Annotated in this window: 20 protein-coding genes; 12 read left to right on the top strand and 8 right to left on the bottom strand. The window is 68.0% G+C overall.

Annotation, left to right across the window (positions count from 1 at the left end; all coding sequences use genetic code 11):
* Positions 1-3: 3 nt before the first annotated feature.
* The 3 genes from IP92_RS07240 to IP92_RS07230 all read right to left on the bottom strand — a co-directional run bounded on the left by IP92_RS07240 (position 4) and on the right by IP92_RS07230 (position 4,746).
* Positions 4-963, bottom strand: a complete 960-nt coding sequence (locus IP92_RS07240; protein WP_145873847.1) for an alpha/beta fold hydrolase — start codon at positions 961-963, stop codon at positions 4-6.
* A 123-nt stretch (positions 964-1,086) separates the two neighbouring features.
* Positions 1,087-4,041 (bottom strand): sensor histidine kinase, encoded by a 2,955-nt coding sequence (locus IP92_RS07235; RefSeq protein WP_145873846.1) that lies wholly within the window; start codon positions 4,039-4,041, stop codon positions 1,087-1,089.
* 165 nt (positions 4,042-4,206) lie between these two features.
* The gene (locus tag IP92_RS07230; protein WP_145873845.1) at positions 4,207-4,746 is read right to left on the bottom strand and encodes a hypothetical protein; all 540 of its coding nucleotides are present in this window, start codon (positions 4,744-4,746) and stop codon (positions 4,207-4,209) included.
* 120 nt (positions 4,747-4,866) lie between these two features.
* Here IP92_RS07230 and IP92_RS07225 point away from each other — a divergent pair, with 120 nt between their 5' ends.
* The gene (locus IP92_RS07225) at positions 4,867-5,631 is read left to right on the top strand and encodes an SDR family oxidoreductase (protein WP_145873844.1); all 765 of its coding nucleotides are present in this window, start codon (positions 4,867-4,869) and stop codon (positions 5,629-5,631) included.
* 28 nt (positions 5,632-5,659) lie between these two features.
* Here the strand turns inward: IP92_RS07225 and IP92_RS07220 are convergent, their stop codons facing one another.
* The 3 genes from IP92_RS07220 to IP92_RS07210 all read right to left on the bottom strand — a co-directional run bounded on the left by IP92_RS07220 (position 5,660) and on the right by IP92_RS07210 (position 7,640).
* Positions 5,660-6,256: a hypothetical protein gene (locus IP92_RS07220; protein ID WP_145873843.1), complete on the bottom strand. Its 597-nt coding sequence runs from the start codon at positions 6,254-6,256 to the stop codon at positions 5,660-5,662.
* A gap of 25 nt (positions 6,257-6,281) precedes the next feature.
* Entirely contained in the window at positions 6,282-6,638 is a 357-nt protein-coding gene (locus IP92_RS07215) for a translation initiation factor Sui1 (RefSeq protein ID WP_145873842.1), read from the bottom strand.
* A gap of 75 nt (positions 6,639-6,713) precedes the next feature.
* Positions 6,714-7,640, bottom strand: coding sequence for a cation diffusion facilitator family transporter (locus tag IP92_RS07210; RefSeq protein WP_145873841.1), 927 nt, complete (start codon positions 7,638-7,640; stop codon positions 6,714-6,716).
* Between the two features lie 183 nt (positions 7,641-7,823).
* Between IP92_RS07210 and IP92_RS07205 the strand changes: the two genes are divergently transcribed.
* The 3 genes from IP92_RS07205 (at position 7,824) to IP92_RS07195 (ending at position 11,007) form a co-directional block, all read left to right on the top strand.
* Positions 7,824-8,180 (top strand): DUF485 domain-containing protein, encoded by a 357-nt coding sequence (locus IP92_RS07205; RefSeq protein ID WP_145873840.1) that lies wholly within the window; start codon positions 7,824-7,826, stop codon positions 8,178-8,180.
* Positions 8,180-9,856, top strand: coding sequence for a cation acetate symporter (locus tag IP92_RS07200; RefSeq protein ID WP_145874074.1), 1,677 nt, complete (start codon positions 8,180-8,182; stop codon positions 9,854-9,856). Before IP92_RS07205 ends, IP92_RS07200 begins: the two co-directional genes overlap by 1 nt.
* Positions 9,857-9,987: 131 nt before the next feature.
* Positions 9,988-11,007, top strand: coding sequence for a glycoside hydrolase family 43 protein (locus IP92_RS07195; protein ID WP_229418669.1), 1,020 nt, complete (start codon positions 9,988-9,990; stop codon positions 11,005-11,007).
* A 35-nt stretch (positions 11,008-11,042) separates the two neighbouring features.
* On the opposite strand, the gene IP92_RS07190 is transcribed toward IP92_RS07195, so the two are convergent.
* Positions 11,043-11,222 carry a hypothetical protein gene (locus tag IP92_RS07190; RefSeq protein ID WP_145873839.1) on the bottom strand — a complete coding sequence of 60 codons (180 nt, stop codon included), beginning with the start codon at positions 11,220-11,222 and terminating at the stop codon, positions 11,043-11,045.
* A 227-nt stretch (positions 11,223-11,449) separates the two neighbouring features.
* Here IP92_RS07190 and IP92_RS07185 point away from each other — a divergent pair, with 227 nt between their 5' ends.
* The 8 genes from IP92_RS07185 (at position 11,450) to pqqE (ending at position 17,055) form a co-directional block, all read left to right on the top strand.
* Positions 11,450-12,052 carry a TetR/AcrR family transcriptional regulator gene (locus tag IP92_RS07185; RefSeq protein ID WP_158206673.1) on the top strand — a complete coding sequence of 201 codons (603 nt, stop codon included), beginning with the start codon at positions 11,450-11,452 and terminating at the stop codon, positions 12,050-12,052.
* The gene (locus IP92_RS07180; protein ID WP_145873837.1) at positions 12,045-12,998 is read left to right on the top strand and encodes an alpha/beta fold hydrolase; all 954 of its coding nucleotides are present in this window, start codon (positions 12,045-12,047) and stop codon (positions 12,996-12,998) included. The genes IP92_RS07185 and IP92_RS07180 overlap by 8 nt, the downstream gene beginning before the upstream one ends.
* Positions 12,999-13,055: 57 nt before the next feature.
* The gene (locus IP92_RS07175) at positions 13,056-13,661 is read left to right on the top strand and encodes a cyclase family protein (RefSeq protein ID WP_158206674.1); all 606 of its coding nucleotides are present in this window, start codon (positions 13,056-13,058) and stop codon (positions 13,659-13,661) included.
* A gap of 198 nt (positions 13,662-13,859) precedes the next feature.
* The gene (pqqA, locus tag IP92_RS30770; RefSeq protein ID WP_145874072.1) at positions 13,860-13,934 is read left to right on the top strand and encodes a pyrroloquinoline quinone precursor peptide PqqA; all 75 of its coding nucleotides are present in this window, start codon (positions 13,860-13,862) and stop codon (positions 13,932-13,934) included.
* A 47-nt stretch (positions 13,935-13,981) separates the two neighbouring features.
* Positions 13,982-14,920 carry a pyrroloquinoline quinone biosynthesis protein PqqB gene (gene pqqB / locus IP92_RS07165; protein ID WP_145873835.1) on the top strand — a complete coding sequence of 313 codons (939 nt, stop codon included), beginning with the start codon at positions 13,982-13,984 and terminating at the stop codon, positions 14,918-14,920.
* Between the two features lie 17 nt (positions 14,921-14,937).
* Positions 14,938-15,621 (top strand): pyrroloquinoline-quinone synthase PqqC, encoded by a 684-nt coding sequence (gene pqqC / locus IP92_RS07160; protein ID WP_145874071.1) that lies wholly within the window; start codon positions 14,938-14,940, stop codon positions 15,619-15,621.
* 15 nt (positions 15,622-15,636) lie between these two features.
* On the top strand, positions 15,637-15,909 hold the full coding sequence (pqqD, locus tag IP92_RS07155) for a pyrroloquinoline quinone biosynthesis peptide chaperone PqqD (protein WP_145873834.1): 273 nt from the start codon (positions 15,637-15,639) through the stop codon (positions 15,907-15,909).
* 6 nt (positions 15,910-15,915) lie between these two features.
* Positions 15,916-17,055 carry a pyrroloquinoline quinone biosynthesis protein PqqE gene (gene pqqE / locus IP92_RS07150; protein WP_145873833.1) on the top strand — a complete coding sequence of 380 codons (1,140 nt, stop codon included), beginning with the start codon at positions 15,916-15,918 and terminating at the stop codon, positions 17,053-17,055.
* A 202-nt stretch (positions 17,056-17,257) separates the two neighbouring features.
* Here pqqE and IP92_RS07145 read toward each other — a convergent pair whose 3' ends face one another.
* Positions 17,258-17,662 (bottom strand): hypothetical protein, encoded by a 405-nt coding sequence (locus IP92_RS07145; RefSeq protein ID WP_145873832.1) that lies wholly within the window; start codon positions 17,660-17,662, stop codon positions 17,258-17,260.
* Between the last annotated feature and the right edge of the window lie 362 nt (positions 17,663-18,024).

The raw sequence follows: 18,024 nt of genomic DNA, 5'->3' as shown, positions 1-18,024 counted from the left end.
CGGTCAGCCCTTGATGAATGCCAGCAGGTCGTTGTTGACGCGGTCCTTGTGGGTGTCCGTCAGGCCGTGCGGCGCGCCCGGATAGACCAGCAGCTTGGCATGCTTGACGATCGCGGCAGAGGCGCGGCCGGACGCATCGATCGGCACGATCTGGTCGTCGTCGCCGTGGATGATCAGCGTGGGTTTGTCGAACTTGCGCAGGTCGGCGCGGAAGTCGGTCTCGGAGAACGCCTTGATGGAGTCGTACGTGTTCTTGTGGCCGGCCATCATGCCCTGCATCCACCAGCTGTCGATCAGGCCCTGCGACACCTTCGCGCCCGGGCGGTTGAAGCCGAAGAACGGGCCCGCCGCGATTTCCTTGTAGAGCTGCGAACGGTTGGCGATCGAGCCGGCGCGGATGCCGTCGAAGACTTCGCGCGGCAGGCCGCCCGGGTTGTCCGCCGTCTTCAGCATCAGCGGCGGCACGGCCGATACGAGCGCCAGGCCGGCGACACGCTTCGTGCCATGGCGGCCGACGTAGCGCGCCACTTCGCCACCGCCGGTGGAGAAGCCGACCAGCACGGCGTTCTTCAGGTCGAGCGACTCGATCACGAGGGCCAGGTCGTCGGCATACTGGTCCATGTGATTGCCGTCCCACGGCTGGCTCGAACGGCCGTGGCCGCGGCGGTCGTGGGCGATGCAGCGGTAGCCGTGGTCCGCCAGGAACAGCATCTGCCCTTCCCAGCTGTCCGAGTTCAGGGGCCAGCCGTGCGAGAACACGACGGGCTGGCCGTTCTTCGGCCCCCAATCCTTGTAGTACAGGGTCACGCCGTCGCGCGTCGTCAGCGTGCCGCCGGCACGGGCCGGGGCATGCGTCGGGGCCGCGGTGGCGCCCGCGGAGACGCCGGCGGCGGCGGCACCGGCCACGGCTGCGCTCATCAGGACGTTGCGCCGCAGCGCGTTCGGGTTGGTCTGGCTGGTCATGCTTTCCTCTCTACGTTTTAGTGACTGACATCGTTTTCATGCCTGTACAGCTTAACGTCGGGAGGCACTGTTGTAATCACCACAACGAGCCCGCATGCCGTCGCTCTTTCGAGTGACGGGCCGCTATTCAACGTGGGCGCGCGAACGGCGCCACTGCCGCAAGCGGGCAAACAGCGCCGCCGACCGGCGCGCGCCATACGCCAGCTCGGCCGGGATCTCCACGCTGACGGTGGTGCCGGCGCCCGGCACGGACAGCAAGGTGCATGCCGCGCCGATCGCGCGTGCCCGCTCGCGCATGCCGGTGATGCCGAAGTGCCTGGGCCGCCCATCGCCCGCCGCCAGCGCCGGCGTCATGCCGCGGCCATCGTCGCGCACCAGCACGGCCAGGCCGCCCTTGCGGTAGTCGACGATCAGTTCCACCGCGGACGCGTTGGCGTGGCGCGACGCGTTGAACAGCGCCTCGCGCACGATCGCCAGCACTTCGCCGCGCACCTTCGGGCACACGGCGCATGGCGTGCCGCGGATGGTGGCCGTGAAGCGCTCGCCGAACAGCACGAGGCCGTATTGCGTCAGCGCGTCCGCCAGCTCCTCCGGCGCGCCGCTGCCGCGCAGGTCGGAGATGCATTCGCGCCCTTCCGTCATCAGCGCATCGGCCAGGTCCAGCGTCTGTTCGAGCTTGGTGCGTTCCGCGGAGCCGACCGGCAGCTTGCGCAGCTGCTGGTCGAACAGCATGATGAGGCCCTGCACGCTTTGCAGCAGCGTGTCGTGCAGGCCGCGCGCGATGCGTTCCCGCTCGGCGAGGCGCTCCTGCATCAGGTCCTCCATCCGCGCCGTCAGCCGGCGCACGCGTATCAGATACAGGCCGGCCAGCAGCAACGCGCCGGCCAGCACGACCAGCACGGTGAACCACGTCGTTTCGACGAAGCGCGGCGGCACGACGAGCCGCAGGGTGGCCCCGGTGTCGTTCCACACGCCGTCCTCATTGGCGGCGGTGACGCGGAAGCGATACGTGCCTGGCCGCAGGTTGGTGTAGATCGCCTCGCGGCGCGCGCCCGCTTCCTGCCAGCGCTCGTCCACGCCCTCGAGCTGGTAGCGGAAGCGCACGCGCTCCGGCACGGCCAGGCTTGGCGCGGTGTAGGCGATCTGCAGGTCGCGGCTGCCGGTCGGCAGGCGCAAGCCGTCCCGCGGCGGATACGCGACATCGGCCGAGCGCACCGCCAGCACCTGCACCGACGGCGCCAGCGGGTTGCGTGGAATGCGCGCCGGATCGATGCTGGCCACTTCGCTGGCGGTGGCGAACCACAGCCGCCCATCGCTGCCCTGCGCCAGCGACGGCAACGGCCGAAACTGCTCGGCGCTGCCCACCAGCCCATCGAGCGCGTCGAACCGTTCGTAGGGCAGCGCACGCCCCGGCTCGCGCAGCAGCCGCTCGACGTCGGCGGCCGCGATGCGGGTGATGCCGTCCGACCCGTGCAGCCACAGGTCGCCGTTGCCGGTGCGCGCCAGGCCCGACACGCCGCGCAGCGGCTGCCGGCCCGCGGGCGTGACGGCATGCCAGCGCTGCCCGTCGTACCACGCCAGGCCGTTCCGGCCGCCCGCCCAGATGCGCGGCCCATCGACCAGCAGCGCCTGCACGTCCCCCAGGTCCAGCCCCGCCGCGCTGTCGAACACGCGTACGCGGCTACCGTCGATCATCGCGATGCGGTTGCCCAGGTAGCCGGCCCAGATGCGCCCCGCGCCATCGCGCGCCAGCGCCATCGCCAGCGCATCCGGCAGCCCGGCCAGGCCGCCATGCTTGCGCCACGTGCCCTCGTCCACGAGGAACAGGCCGACGCGCGACAGCGAGACCCACATGCGGCCGCTGCGGTCGATGACCATCGCCTGTGTGTCGCGCCCGGCCAGGTGCGGCGGATGGGGCAACCGCGTGAACTGGCCGGACGGCTCGCGGCGCCAGCGCGCCTCCGCGTTCGCCACCCACAGCGTGCCTTCCGGCGCGCGATAGGCGGCCCTGCACGCGATGCGCGCCACCGTCCGCACGCTGCCGTCGGCACCGTAGCGCCGCAACGGCTGGCGCGCGTCGCCGATGATCACGGCACCGTCGTCGTCCGCGATCACGCCCGGCCGGTCGAACGCCGTATCGACCGGCACCGCGCGCAGGCGGGCGCGCCGCAGCCGGTCCAGTCCAGCCGACGTGCCGACCCACAGATTGCCTTCGCGGTCCTCGAACGCCGTCTGGATCAGCGGGCCGCTCAAGCCGGTGGCCCGGCTGATCTGCTGGGGTTGCGCGGCGCTGCCCACATACGGCGCCTTGCGGTGTTCCAGCGCGTCGACCTTCAGGATCCACAGGTCGCCCGCACGGTCGAACAGCGCGCCGTTGCCGCCGAACTCGGCGCGCGGCGCCGGATTGCCGGGCGGCGCCGTGGGCAAGATGCGGTAATGCTTGTCGATGCCGTCCGATCCCCACACGGTGCCGTCCGGCGCCTCGGCCAGCGCCATGATGTCGATATAGGGCCACGCACGCCGGTAGCGCGGCATGCCCGGATCGCGGTAATAGACGCCGCCATCGACGGCCACCCACTGCCGGCCGTCGCGCCCAAACAGCACCTGGCGCGTGAAGGTGACGGGCAAGCCCTCGGCGTCGCCGATCAGGCGAAACCGGTCCGCGCCGGGCGCCAGGTAGCCCAGCCCGCCGACGGTGGCCGCCCACACGCCGCCGTCGGGCGCCTCCGTCATCGTCATCACGGCGCCGGGGGGCAGGCCCTCCGCCGCCGTGAACATGCGCATGCGGCCCGCGCCGAACACGCTGATGCCGCCGAACCGGTCGCCGACCCACAGCCGGCCGTCGCGCGTGGTCAGCAGGCCGAGGGGGCTGGTGGCCCGGACCCGGTGTCCTTCCACGCTGTCCATGCGCTGGAAGTCCACGCCGTCGAAGCGGAACAGGCCGTTGGGTGAACTGAGCCACAGCCAGCCGTCGGGAGTCTGGGTGAACTGCACCACGTCGGCGGGTGCGCCGCGCTGCCCGTTCCACGCGGTGTGCGCGTAATCGGCCAGCAGGTGCGGGGCCTGCGGGTGTGGCACTGCGCACGCCAGCAGGGGCAACGCGATGGTCAGAAGCAGGAGGTGAAAGCGGGGACGAAAAGCAGGCATGTTCACGGTCGGGAGACGATACGCAAGTGTAGCCGCAGTCGCCGGTGAAGATGAAGGGGCTCGCTGATTATTTCCCCATGTCGGACCGCGGCCGCTTCAGTATTCGCCCAACACGACGAGCGTGCGGCCGTGCTGCCTGACCTTCGCCAGCGCCGCCTTGTGCAATGGCACGCAATCGTCCGGACGCAATGCACCAGGCAGGGGTTCGCCGGACTGCGCCTCCCGCGCGGACAGGATGTCCAGCCTGCCGGAACGGCTGAACCGGATGACATCCACGCCTTCCGGCCGGGCGAACACGAATGCCCAGTGCCCTTCATCGGCCGTGTAACCGGTCATCTCCAGATAGGCGTTGATCCTGCCTGCCTGCGGGACAGGCCCGGCGACCCGCGGCTGGTACGGATACAGCACGCATGCCAGGCCATTGTCGCCGTGAGGCGCCTTGTCCAGCCGCAGCACCTGCCCGACACGCATCGATTCGGCCTGTTCGACGAGGCTGACGCCGTGCCGCGCCTCGCACGCCGCCAGCAACGGCAAGAACAGGAGGAGCGCCCACGGCCACGCCGGCAGGCCGCCGGCGTCCCGTGCGTGCCGCCCCCACAGCGTGCGCCGCCCGCGATCGTCCCTCGTCTCATCCATCACCTGCCTCCTCGCGTGGCGCGGCCGCGAATGTCCGGAATCGAGGGATTCGTGTCCCACCGGACATCGGTTCCGCGGTCAGAATGTACCCATCACTTCAACGAACCGAAAGGGTACATCATGAACAGCACCGGCAACACCATCTTCATCACCGGCGGCACGTCGGGCATTGGCCGCGGCATCGCCGAAGCGTTCCACCGCCAGGGCAACCAGGTCATCATCAGCGGCCGCCGCCAGGCGCTGCTCGATGAAGTGACGCGCGCCAATCCGGGCATGCACGGCGTGCGGCTGGACATCCAGGACCCGCGCCAGATCCAGGCCGTGGCGACGCAACTGGTGCAGGACTTCCCTGCCCTGAACGTATTGTTCAACAACGCAGGCATCATGCCGTTCGACGATGCTGCCGGCGCGATCGACGACGAGACCGCGCTGGCGACGGTGACGACAAACCTGCTGGGCCCCGTGCGCATGACGGCCGCCCTGCTGCCCCACCTGAAGCGGCAGCGGAATGCCGTCGTGATCCACAACTCGTCCGTCCTCGCGTTCGTGCCGTTGGCGAATACAGCCGTGTACTCGGCCACCAAGGCGGCCATCCACTCGTACGCGCTGTCGCAGCGCTTCATGCTGGCCGGGACCGGCGTGCGGGTCGTCGAAATCGCGCCGCCGTGGGTGGATACGGACCTGATCCACCGCAGCGGCGATCCGCGCGCGATGCCGCTGCCGGACTTCGTCGCGGCCACGATGAAAGGCCTGGCCGAGGGCAAGGATGAAGTCTACGTGGAAGCCGTGCAGGCGCTGCGCGACAATCCCGGGTCGGGCGAGCACGCGTTCTTCAACGCGTTCAATCAGTCGATCCGGGACAATCCGATCCCCGTCGGCCACTGATCCGGCGGCGCGCCGGGCCACGCGACGCTTACTTGATGCCGGCCGCCAGCTTCGCCCACACGGCGTCGCCGATGTCCGGCCGGCCGTCCGGCGCGCGGAACGCCAGGTAGAACACCTCGTTCTTGACGCCCGTCGCCATGTACATGAAGTAGGCCGGCTCCCCCGTCGTCCCGCTGATCATCGACAGCACCACGGCGGGGAACTTGCCGTCCTTGAACTGCTTGACCTGGATGTTGGTGGCGGCGCCGCGCAGCTTGTTCAGCGAGCCCGGATCGTCGATGCCGTAGAAGACCTTGTGGCGCGCATCGTAGGTGACGTTGGTGGCGGTCGAGCCGTACATATAGCCATTGCGGGTCGGCAGGCTCTCGGCGCTGGCCCGCGCCGCATCGTCGGGGCGCATCCAGTACGAATAGCCGATCTTCTTGATCTTCGCCGGTTGGTAGTCCACCGGCACGGGGATGTTCAGCGGGATCTGCACCGGCAGGCGGCCCTGCATGAACTGGTTGACCGGTACGTCGCGGGTCTGGACCGGTGCGGCAGGTGCGGCAGGTGCGGCAGGTGCGGCAGGTGCGGCATGGACGGTGGCGGCAGCGGCAAGCGTGGTGGCGAATAACAGCGTTTTCATGGGTATCCCTGGTTGTATCGATCGTTCAGCCACCGGCGCGCTTCGGCTGGTGGCCCAGCCTGGCGAGCGTCGCCATGACGAGGTCGCAGTGATCGCCCTGCACCTCGATCACGCCATCCTTGACGGTGCCGCCGCTGCCGCACTCGGTGCGTAACTGCTTGCCCAGCGCGGCCAGCGCCGTGGCGTCGAGCGCGAGGCCCTTGACCAGCGTGACCACCTTGCCGCCGCGGCCCTTGGCCTGGCGCGACACGCGCACCACCCCGTCGCCCTTGATCGCCGTGGCGGCCTTGCACACGCAGGCGGCCGTGCTCTGGCGGCACTCGGGACACATGCGGCCCGTTTCGGTGGAATATACGAGGCCGCTGTAGGAACTGCTCTTCATGTCTTGCTCTGGACTGTATGCTTGCTGAAGTATGCGAGTGTAGCAGCACCGGCCGGGTCACTGCCCGCCTGCTCGTCAGTGCAGCGCGGCGCGTAGGGCCGATGCTTCGAAATAGACGTGCCGGATGGCCGGATGCTCGGCCGCGATGGCCGCCTCGAGCCGGCCGATCGCCTGCTCCACCTCGTCGATCGGCATGCCGCGCCGGAATTGCACGGAGGCGGCCAGCAGCACGTCGTCGGGCCCCAGCTGCATCGTGCGCAGGCTGGCCACCGAGTCCAGCGCCCGCTCGCGGGCAAACAGCGCATGCAGCGCGGCCAGCTGGTCGCGGTCGATGCTTTCGCCGACCAGCAGGTGGCCCGTCTCGCGCCCGAGCGCCAGCGCCGCGCCGATCAGCAGCGCGCCGATCAGGATCGAGGCGGCCGGGTCGAAATACGGGTTGCCGAAGTACTGGCCCAGCGCGATGCCGGCCGCCGCGATGGCGATGCCGAGCAGCGCCGCCGTATCTTCGATGAACACGGTGAACACCGACGCGTCCTTGCTGGCGCGGACAGCCTGCCACAGCGACGTGCCGGGCTTGCGCACGGCGTTCAGCGCCTGGCGCGACACGTTCCAGCTGTAGCCCTCGAACACGGCAGCCACCGCCAGCACGACGTAGTTCCACAGCGGGTCTTCCAGCGGCGGCGGGGCCTGCAGCGCGGCGATGCCGTGATAGATCGACAGCCCGCCGCCCAACGAGAACACGGACAGCGCGACGATCAGCGCCCAGAAATACAGCGATTTGCCGTAGCCGAACGGGTGCTTGCGGTCCCCGAGCAGGAGCAGCAGCTCGTTGCCCGTGTCGACGGCCGAATGGATGCCTTCGGCCACCATCGCCGCGCTGCCGGTGATCGCGGCCACGACGAACTTGGCGGCGGCGATGCCGAGGTTCGCGGCGATCGCTGCGTAAATGACTTTCTGCGAGCCCTGGCGCGGCGCGCCGGCCGCCTGTGCGGTGTCGTCCATGGATGCTCCGGTTCGGCTGGCCAGGATAGGCGCGAGCCGCCCGCGCTTCTGTACGCGCACGCACTGTTTCATGCCCGGCCCTGCTCCAGTCCCAACCGTAAGCGTACGGTAAGCAAGCACACGTAGGGTCACACCCAGGCTGCTTGGAAATAAGCTTCGCCATAAAAAATCACTGGAGACAATATGGAACAAGATGTAGTCCGCCGGGTCAAATCCGACCCGAATTACCAGAAACTGGTCAAGACCCGCTCCCGCTACGGCTGGATGCTGACCTTCGGCGTGATGATCGCCTACTACGGCTTCACGGCGCTGAACGCGTTCGACAAGGAGTTCATGGCCGCCAAGATCGGCGACGGCGTGATGTCGCGCGGCGTGCCGCTCGGCCTGTTCGTGATCCTGTTCACGGTGGCCGTCACGGGCATCTACGTGCGCCGTGCGAATCGCGAATTCGATGCGCTGACGGACGCGATCCACAAGAACGCCGCGGCCGCGAAGCCGGCGGCGGCCACCAAGGAGCAGCTGGAAGAGGTGCGCGGATGATGGCCCGCCTGTTTGCCCGCGCCGCTTCCCGCACCACCGCGGCAGCCGCCGCCCTGCTGGCCGCCGGCCACGCGCTGGCCGCGCCCGACCTGGGCCAGGCCGCCAAGCAGCCCACCAACTGGACGGCGATCGCGATGTTCGCGGCCTTCGTGCTGCTGACGCTCTTCATCACCAAGTGGGCCGCCAAGCGCACCCGCTCCGCCGCCGACTTCTACACGGCAGGCGGCGGCATCACCGGCTTCCAGAACGGCCTGGCGATCGCCGGCGACTTCATGTCGGCCGCATCGTTCCTCGGCATTTCCGCGGCAGTCTTCGCCAACGGCTTCGATGGCCTGATCTATGCGATCGGCTTCCTGGTCGGCTGGCCCGTGCTGACGTTCCTGATGGCCGAGCGCCTGCGCAACCTGGGCCGCTTCACGTTCGCCGACGTCGCCGCCTACCGCTTCGCCCAGAAGCCGGTGCGCATGTTCGCCGCCTCCGGCACGCTCGTCGTCGTGCTGTTCTACCTGATCGCGCAGATGGTCGGCGCGGGCCAGCTGATCAAGCTGCTGTTCGGCCTCGATTACTGGATCGCCGTCGTGCTGGTCGGCGTGCTGATGATGGTGTACGTGCTGTTCGGCGGCATGACCGCCACGACGTGGGTGCAGATCATCAAGGCCGTCCTGCTGCTGGGCGCCACGAGCTTCATGGCGTTCTCCGTGCTGGCACTGTACGACTTCAGCCCGTCCGCGCTGTTCGCCAAGGCCGTCGAAGTGCATGCCAAGGGCGATGCGATCATGGGCCCGGGTGGCTTCATCAAGGACCCGATCTCCGGCATCTCGTTCGGCATGGCGCTGATGTTCGGCACGGCCGGCCTGCCGCACATCCTGATGCGCTTCTTCACCGTGCCGAGCGCGAAGGAAGCCCGCAAGTCCGTGCTGTGGGCCACCACGTGGATCGGCTACTTCTATGTGCTGGTGTTCATCATCGGCTTCGGCGCCATCGTCCTGGTCGGCACCAACGCGGGCTTCAAGGACGCCGCCGGCAAGCTGCTCGGTGGCGACAACATGGCCGCGGTGCACCTGGCCAAGGCCGTCGGCGGCGACGTCTTCCTCGGCTTTATCTCGGCCGTGGCGTTCGCGACGATCCTGGCGGTGGTGGCGGGCCTGACGCTGTCCGGCGCCTCGGCAGTGTCGCACGACCTGTATGCCACCGTGATCAAGCAGGGCAAGCCGGCACCGGGCAGCGAGCTGCGCGTGTCGAAGTTCACGACCATCGTGCTGGGCTTCATCGCCGTCCTGCTGGGCATCGTGTTCGAGAAGCAGAACGTGGCGTTCATGGTGTCGCTGGCCTTCGCGATCGCCGCCTCGGCCAACTTCCCCGTGCTGTTCATGTCCGTCCTGTGGAGCAAGTGCACGACGCGCGGCGCCACGATCGGCGGCTTCCTCGGCCTGTTCACGGCCGTGACGCTGACGGTGCTGTCTAAGTCCGTGTGGGTCGACGTATTCCACAACGCACAGGCGATCTTCCCGTACACGTCGCCGGCGCTGTTCTCGATGACGGTCGGTTTTGTGGGCATCTGGCTGTTCTCGATCACCGACAGCAGCCGCCGCGCGGCGATCGACAAGGCCGGCTTCGAGGCGCAGGAAGTGCGTTCCGAAACCGGTATCGGTGCCGCTGGGGCGCTGGCGCACTGATCGCCCTGTAATCCGGGAGCCGCGCCTCGCCGGCGGCTCCCGAATCGCTCAACAGATTGAGCGGCCGGCATGAGACGGCGCACCAGCGCTTCGGCTACGATAGGCCGACCTCCACCCTCGCCGGCCGACGCATGTCCTTCCTGTCACGCATGGGCGCCCGCAGCGCTCCGCCCCTCCCCCTGCGTTTCACCCTGTCTTTCGCCCTGTCCTTCGCTGTCCTCTCCGGCCTGTGCGCGCCTGTCGCCACGCTGGCCGCCAACCCGATCGTCACCGACATCTTCACGGCCGATCCCACCGTGCTGGTCGACGGGCCCCGCCTGTACCTGTACACGGGCCGCGACGAGACCCGCGATGGCGAACAGGGCTACAAGATGCACGAGTGGCGCGTCTATTCGACCTGCGACATGGCGCACTGGCAGGACCACGGCGTCGCCGCCACGTACCGGGTGTTCGCGTGGGCCAAGGGCGACGCCTTCGCGGCCGACGTCGTCAAGCACCAGGGCAAGTATTACCTGTACGCGCCGGTCAAGCATGCCGGCATCAAGGGAATGGCGATCGGCGTGGCGGTGGCCGATGCCCCGACCGGCCCGTTCACGGACGCGCGCGGCACCGCGCTGGTCACCAACGACATGACCCGCGAGACGCCGAACGATTGGGACGACATCGACCCGGCCGTATTCGTCGACGACGACGGTCAGGCCTATCTGTACTTCGGCAACAAGGTGCTGAAGTACGCCAAACTGAAGCCGAACATGATCGAGCTGGCGGGTCCGATCCAGACCGTGGGCCTGTTCAATTTCGAGGAGGCGCCATACCTGCACAAGCGCGGCGGCGTCTATTACCTGAGCTATGCGAGCGGACTGCCGGAGGTGATCGCCTACGCGACAGGCCCAAGCCCGACGGGTCCGTGGACCTATCGCGGCGTCATCATGGACAAGAACAAGGTCACGCACACGATCCACCAGGCCTTCGCCCACTTCAACGGCAAGTCCTACCTCTTCTACCACAACGAGGCATTGTCGAACGCGGACTTCCGCCGCTCGGTGGCGGTGGAGGAGTTCAGCTACGGGCCCGCGGGCGAGATCCCGTTCGTCAGGCAGACCACGGCGGGGCCGCAGGCCAATCCCGCTGCCGGATGTGCGGCACGCTGACCGAATCGGGCGCACAGCCAAGCGCCCCTGCCCCGCTAGGTGCGCGGCTGCTTCTCCGCCGGATCGACGCTCGTGATCGTGACGGCCACCGGATCGCTTGCCGGGAACGATTCGTCCAGCGCTTCGTCCAAGTCATCCGATTGCCTGTCCCGCTCCACGGTCTGTGCGGGCACGTGTTGGTTTGCCGGCGCGGCCGGCTGTCGATGGCTGGACATGGTGCCTCCCGTGTCAAAAGCACGATTCTAAGCCCGCTGCCCACGCCTGCCCCCTGCCGGAAGGGAGAGGAGGATGGCCGGCATGCCCGCGCCGCGGCCCGATGTTGGTAGGTCACGGCAACGGGAAATGGATCGGCGAAAGGCTGTCGCATCGCGCATGGGGCAGCGCGTGCCACTGGCTTTGTCCGGCCTATTGTATTACGATCATATTTTCAACAGGAGGTGCGATGCGCTACGCCGCTGGCCAGAAGGAAGAAACGAGAAAGAAGATGGTGCAGACCGCCGCACGGGTGCTGCGGCGCGACGGCATCGCCGCCGCCGGGGTGGCCAGCCTGATGGCCGAAGCGGGCCTGACGAATGGGGCCTTCTATGCCCATTTCGAATCGAAGGAAGCGCTGGTCGCCGAGGCGGTCGTGGCCGCGCTGACCGAGACCACCGCCGCCATCGCCGCCCGCATCGAGCAGGCGCCGCCCGGCAAAGCGCTCGACGCGGTCATCGATCACTACCTGGACCCGCGCCACGTCGACCACCCGGAACACGGTTGCGCCGTGGCTGCGCTGGCACCGGAGCTGGCGCGCCGGCCGGCCGCCACGCGCGTGGCGGTGGACAAGGCCGTCGCCGCGCTGATCGACACGATTGCCGGCGCCCTGCCACCCGGCCAGCGCAACGCGCAGGACGTGGCACGCGCGGTGTTCGCTTCGCTGGTCGGCACGATTCAATTGGCGCGCACCACCAGCCTGCCTCTCGTGCCACGCATCCTTGCCGCGGGCGCCGTCGCTGCACGAACGATCGCCCAGGCACCGGCCGGCACGGGACGCGCACATGCCTGAATTCCGCGAACGTTGCATCGTTGCGAACGGCATTCACCAGCACGTGACGGAAGCCGGCAGCGGCCCTGTCGTGCTGCTCTGCCATGGCTTTCCCGAAGTAGGTTACTCGTGGCGGCACCAGCTGCGCGCGCTGGCCGATGCGGGCTTCCACGCGATCGCGCCGGACATGCGCGGCTACGGCCGCACGGACGTGCCGCAGCCCACCGAGCAGTACACGATCTACCACCTGGTCGGCGACATGGTCGGGCTGCTGGCGGAGCTGGGCATCGGGCGGGCGGACATCGTCGGCCACGACTGGGGCGCGCCCGTCGCGTGGGCGGCCGCGCAGCTGCGCCCGGACTTGTTTGCCAGCGTGACAGGCATGTGCGTGCCCTTCACGCCGCGCCGGCCGGTCAGCCGCCTGGATGCGTGGCGCCGCTCCGGCCGCACGGAGTTCTACCAGCTGTACTTCCAGGAGCCCGGCCGCGCGGAAGAGGAATTTGAGCAGGACATCGCGGCCACGCTGCGCCGCATGATGTGGACGCTGTCGGCCGGTCCCTCAGCGCGCTGGGACGGCATGATCGGCCCATCCGGCGCGCTGGCGGCGCTGGCCGAACCGGAGCGGCCGATGCACTGGATGAGCGACGCGGAACTCGCCGTCTACATCGCGGCCTTCGAACGGTCCGGGTTCGCCGGCCCGCTGAAGTGGTACCGTAACATCGAACGCAACTGGGAGCTGACCGCGCCGCTGCAGGGTGTCGCCATCCACCAACCGGCCTGGTTCATCACGGGCGAACACGATCCGATCTACCCGCTGATGAAACCGCTGGTGGATGCCCTGCCGCACACGGTGCCGGGGCATCGCGGCAGCACCATCGTCGCCGGCGCCGGCCATTGGGTGCAGCAGGAGGCGCCGGGTGCGGTGAACGCCGTGCTGATCGACTTCCTGCGCACCGTGCACGCATAGTTCCGCGGGTCGGTCGCCGGGCGCTGTACCATGGCTGTTCGCCCGGGAGGAAAGCACATGAGCGACTGGATCGACCTGACCCGCAAGCTGGACGAGCACCTGTGGATCTACCGGGACGGCGCCTATGCCGACCCGCCATTCGCGGCCGAGCGCTGGGCCGAACGCCACAGCGCGGGCTTCGAAGTGTGGCGCCTGTCGCTGGGAACGCAGACCGGCACGCATATCGATGCGCCCTGCCACTTCGCCGACGGCGGCGCCACGCTCGACCAGCTGCCGGTCGGCGCATGCGTGGGCAGCTATCGCCTCGTCAGTGCCGGGCACCTCACCGATCCCGCGTTCCGGCTGGACTGCGCCGGCGCCACCCACCTCCTCATCGATGCGCGCGCACCGCTGCGTGCCGCCACGGCAGCGATCGACGCGTTGCTGGCGTTGCCGCCGCCGATGATCGTGACCGTCGGCGCGCTGCAGGTGGCGCATGACGACCCGCTGTGGTTCCACCGCCGGGTGGCGCAGGCGGGCAAATTCCTCGCCGAGGATACGCTGGAAGACGTTGGCGAATTCGCGCACAGCGGCGACGTCATCGCCCTGCCTTTGCGGCTGACGGGCGTCAGCGGCTCGCCGGCCCGCGTGCTCGTGCGGGCGCGGGAATCAGCTCCCGGCTGAGCAACGGGGCCGCGGGTCACTGTTGCAAATCGGGACAGGTGTACCGGAAAACTGTTCCATTGCCATGGCACCCCGCCGGCAACGCCGCCCTGCCGGGCGGTGGCACGAATACTGCAGCAGTGCTTCCCGACCGCGCACGCCGTGCGGTGACCAGCCGGCAACCGATGCCTGCCACACCGAACCTTGAGGAGACTGTTCATGACCTGGAGCAAGCCGCAATTCACCGACGTCCGCTTTGGCTTTGAAATCACGATGTACATCGCCAACCGCTGACCTACCCGAAAAGCCGTGCCCTGCGCACGGCTTTTCGCAACCACTCCATGAAGATCATCGTCTTAGGTTCGGCAGCGGGCGGCGGTTTCCCGCAATGGAACTGCAACTGCCGCAATTGCGCCGGCGTGCGGAGCGGCACCGTTGCCGCCACGGCGCGCACACAATCGTCGATCGCCGTGTCGGCGAACGGCGCCGACTGGGTGCTGGTCAACGCGTCGCCGGATATCCTCGCGCAGATCCGCGCCACGCCGGCATTGCAGCCGGCACGCTCGCCGCGCGACACGGGCATCGCCGCCGTGATGCTGATGGACGCGCAGATCGATCACGTCACGGGCCTGTTGATGCTGCGCGAAGGGCGGCAGCTGCCGCTGTACTGCACCGCGCCCGTGTGGGACGACTTGAACGCCAGCCTGCCGCTGGCGCCCGTGCTGTCCCATTATTGCGGCGTGAAGTGGCATCCGCTGGAGACCATCGGCGACGGTCCCGGCATGCGCCCCGTGCAGGTCCCCGGCATCGACGGCATCCGTTTCACGCCGCTGGCCCTGTCCAGCAAGGCACCGCCGTATTCGCCGCACCGCGACCGCCCTGCAGTGGGCGACAACATTGGATTGCTGATCGAGGACATCGCCAGCGGCCGCTCCGTGTTCTATGCCCCCGGCCTCGGTGCGATCGAACCGCAGGTCGATTACGCGATGCAGGCAGCGGACTGCGTGCTGGTCGACGGCACGTTCTGGAGCGCCGGCGAAATGATCGAGCACGGCTTTTCCACGAAGAGCGCGGCCGACATGGGCCACCTGCCGCAGGCGGGCCAGCGCGGCATGATCGCGGTGCTCGACAGCCTGGACGCGCACGGCAAGGCGCCTCGCAAGGTCCTCATCCACATCAACAACACGAACCCGATCCTGGACGAGCAATCGCCACAGCGTGCCATGCTGGCCCACCACGGCATCGAGGTCGCGTTCGACGGCATGGAGATCAACCTGTGACGGACGCCCAAGTGAGCATGCCGGCGTGGGACCGCGCCGAATTCGAGGCGCAGCTGCGGGCCCGCGGCGCGGGGTACCACATCCACCACCCGTTCAACACGCGGATGAACAGCGGCCTGCTGGGCCCCGAGCAGATCCGCGGCTGGGTCGCCAACCGCTTCTACTACCAAGTGAACATCCCCCGCAAGGATGCCGCCATCCTCGCGAACTGCCCGGACCGCGCCACGCGCCGTCTATGGGTGCGCCGCATCCTCGACCACGACGGCGGGGAGGATAACGAAGGCGGCATCGAAGCGTGGCTGCGGCTGGGCGCCGCCGTCGGTCTGGCAGCGGACGACTTATGGTCGCACCGCCACGTCATCCCCGGCGTGCGCTTTGCCGTCGATGCCTACGTCAACTTCGCGCGGCAGGTGCCATGGCAGGAAGCCGTGTGCTCGTCGCTCACCGAGATGTTTGCGCCGCGGATCCACAAGGACCGCCTGGCCAACTGGCCGCTCCATTACGGCTGGATCGATGCCGACGGCCTGCAGTACTTCCGCAGCCGCATCGCGCTGGCCGAACGCGATGTCGAGCACGGGCTGCGGGTGACGCTCGACCATTTCACGACCCGCGCCCAGCAGGAACGGGCGCTGGAGATCCTGCAATTCAAGCTCGACATCCTGTGGGCCATGCTCGACGCCATCGACCGGGCCTACCCCTAGCCGCGAGGTGCCACGATGAACACGATGGACAAGATTCCCGCCCAACCCCAGCTGTCTCGCCGCTTCCGCATGCAGTGGGAAGAGGCGCAGGGCCAGTACGTGCTGCTGTACCCCGAGGGCATGGTCAAGTTGAACCAGAGCGCGGCCGAGATCCTGAAGCGCTGCGACGGGCTGCACAGCGTGCCGGCCATCGTCCACGAACTGGAACAGGCGTTCAGCGCAAGCGATCTGCGGGCCGACGTCGACGACTTCCTCCGCGCGGCCAACGAGCAGGGCTGGCTGGCCTGAGCCGCGATGAATGCACCTGCATCCCGCCCGCCGATCGCGCCGCCCCTGTGGCTGCTGGCCGAGCTGACCTACCGCTGCCCGCTGCACTGCGCCTTCTGCTACAACCCGGTCGACTACGCGCAGCAGCGCGCCGAACTCTCGACGGGAGAGTGGATCGACGTGATGCGCCAGGCCCGCCAGCTGGGCACCGCGCAACTGGGCTTTTCCGGCGGCGAACCGCTGCTGCGCGACGACCTGGAAGAGCTGATCGGCGAGGGCCGGCGGCTGGGGTTCTACACGAACCTGATCACGTCCGGCATCGGCCTCACCGAACCGCGCATCGCGCGCATGAAGGAGCGCGGACTCGATCACATCCAGCTGTCGTTCCAGGATTCGACACGGGAGATGAACGACTTCCTGTCGAGCACGAAGACCTTCGACCTGAAGGCGAAGGTGGCGCGGCTGATCAAGCGGCACGACTACCCGATGGTGCTGAACGTCGTGCTGCACCGCTTCAACCTCGACCACGTGGACCGCATCATCGACATGGCGCTGGAGATGGGTGTCGAGTACCTGGAATTGGCCAACACGCAGTACTACGGCTGGGGCCTGGTGAACCGCGCGCAGCTGATGCCCACGCGCAAACAGCTGCTGTGGGCCGAAGCCGTCGTCAACGAGTACCGCGCCCGGATCGGCAACCGGATACGCATCCTGTTCGTCGTGCCCGACTATTTCGAAGAGCGGCCGAAAGCCTGCATGAACGGCTGGGGCTCCGTGTTCTTTGCCGTCGCACCGGACGGCACCGCCCTGCCCTGCCACGCGGCACGCTCGCTGCCGGGGATCGCCTTCCCGAACGTGACGGAGCACCGGCTGGGCGAGATCTGGTACGGCAGCGGCGCGTTCAACCGTTACCGGGGCGATGCGTGGATGAAGGCACCGTGCAGCGGCTGCCCAGAACGGCACAAGGATTTCGGCGGCTGCCGGTGCCAGGCTTACGCGCTGACGGGCGATGCGGAGAATGCGGACCCGGTGTGCGCGCGGTCGCCGCGGCATGGCGATGTGCAGGCGGTCGTGCTGCAGGCGCAGCGGATGCAGGCACAAGGCGTGCAGCCAATCGTTTTTCGGAGCGATGCGAATTCACGGCGGCTGGCGGCGGTAGAGAAGTGAGCGTGGCCGGCGAAAAACGCTGCGCAATGCAACGACTGCCCAACGCGAGGATGCAGAGCCCTAGCGCCCCCATCGGCACGCCGACATCATCCGCCGCATGGTGCGGACGATCCGACCATCGACGTTATTACTGCCAAGGTGGCAAACATGATCGGCTAGTTGCCGCGGCCGCACAATCGACCGCGAGCGATGCAGTCGGTGTTCATTCAGAGTTTGCGCCGCTGGGCCGGGGAGGCGCATCCGGACACTCTTCGGCCCACCGCGTCACCACCATATAGCCCACCTTCTCGCCGATGGTGTCCATCCGCAGGCACTTTCCTCTCTTCGCGTAGAACAGGATACAGCGCGAGCTGTCCGACGAGCACGAGTCGACCTCGAATATTCTGCGCCGGATAAGCTCCACCTCCGCGCCGCTGTATTCGTAGCCGTCATCGGCGTGACGCCGCGTCGGCTTCCATCCATGCTTGAGGAGTTTCGCCCTTGCCGTCACGAGCGGTTCACCAATGGTGATGTCCGACTGCGTGCCTCCAGTTGACGTATCTGCCCCGGCAAACGGGGCGCTCCAGCCCCCCAGGAGCATCACGCTCACGCAAATGAGACGTTTCATTGCCCCGTTCCTCCCGCTGCTTTGTCCGTTGCAAAAAATTCGGTGTACTCCATTAAGGCTGATGATTGCCCCCCTCCGCCAAAACCGGGGTCCTGCGCTTCAGCACTGGCAAGGCCACTGGGCGTACCTGCACGTTCGTGCCTATGACGAATTATAAATACTGCGCACATCCGCGCATATGTACGCTGCAACCCGCGCCTTGCATGTTGTGGGGCGTTCCTGGATGCGCTCCGGGGGAAGCACGACTCCCCGTCCCCTTTTTCACACGCTTTCAGAAAAAGATTGACAGCCGCAACTGGGAGTACGACACTTAGTAAAACGTTGCACTAAATCGTTACAGTAGGTCGTTACGCAGAATAGGC

This window comes from Pseudoduganella flava (genome assembly GCF_007830495.1).
Classification (GTDB): domain Bacteria; phylum Pseudomonadota; class Gammaproteobacteria; order Burkholderiales; family Burkholderiaceae_D; genus Rugamonas; species Rugamonas flava.
This window is presented reverse-complemented; position numbering and strand designations above follow the sequence as displayed.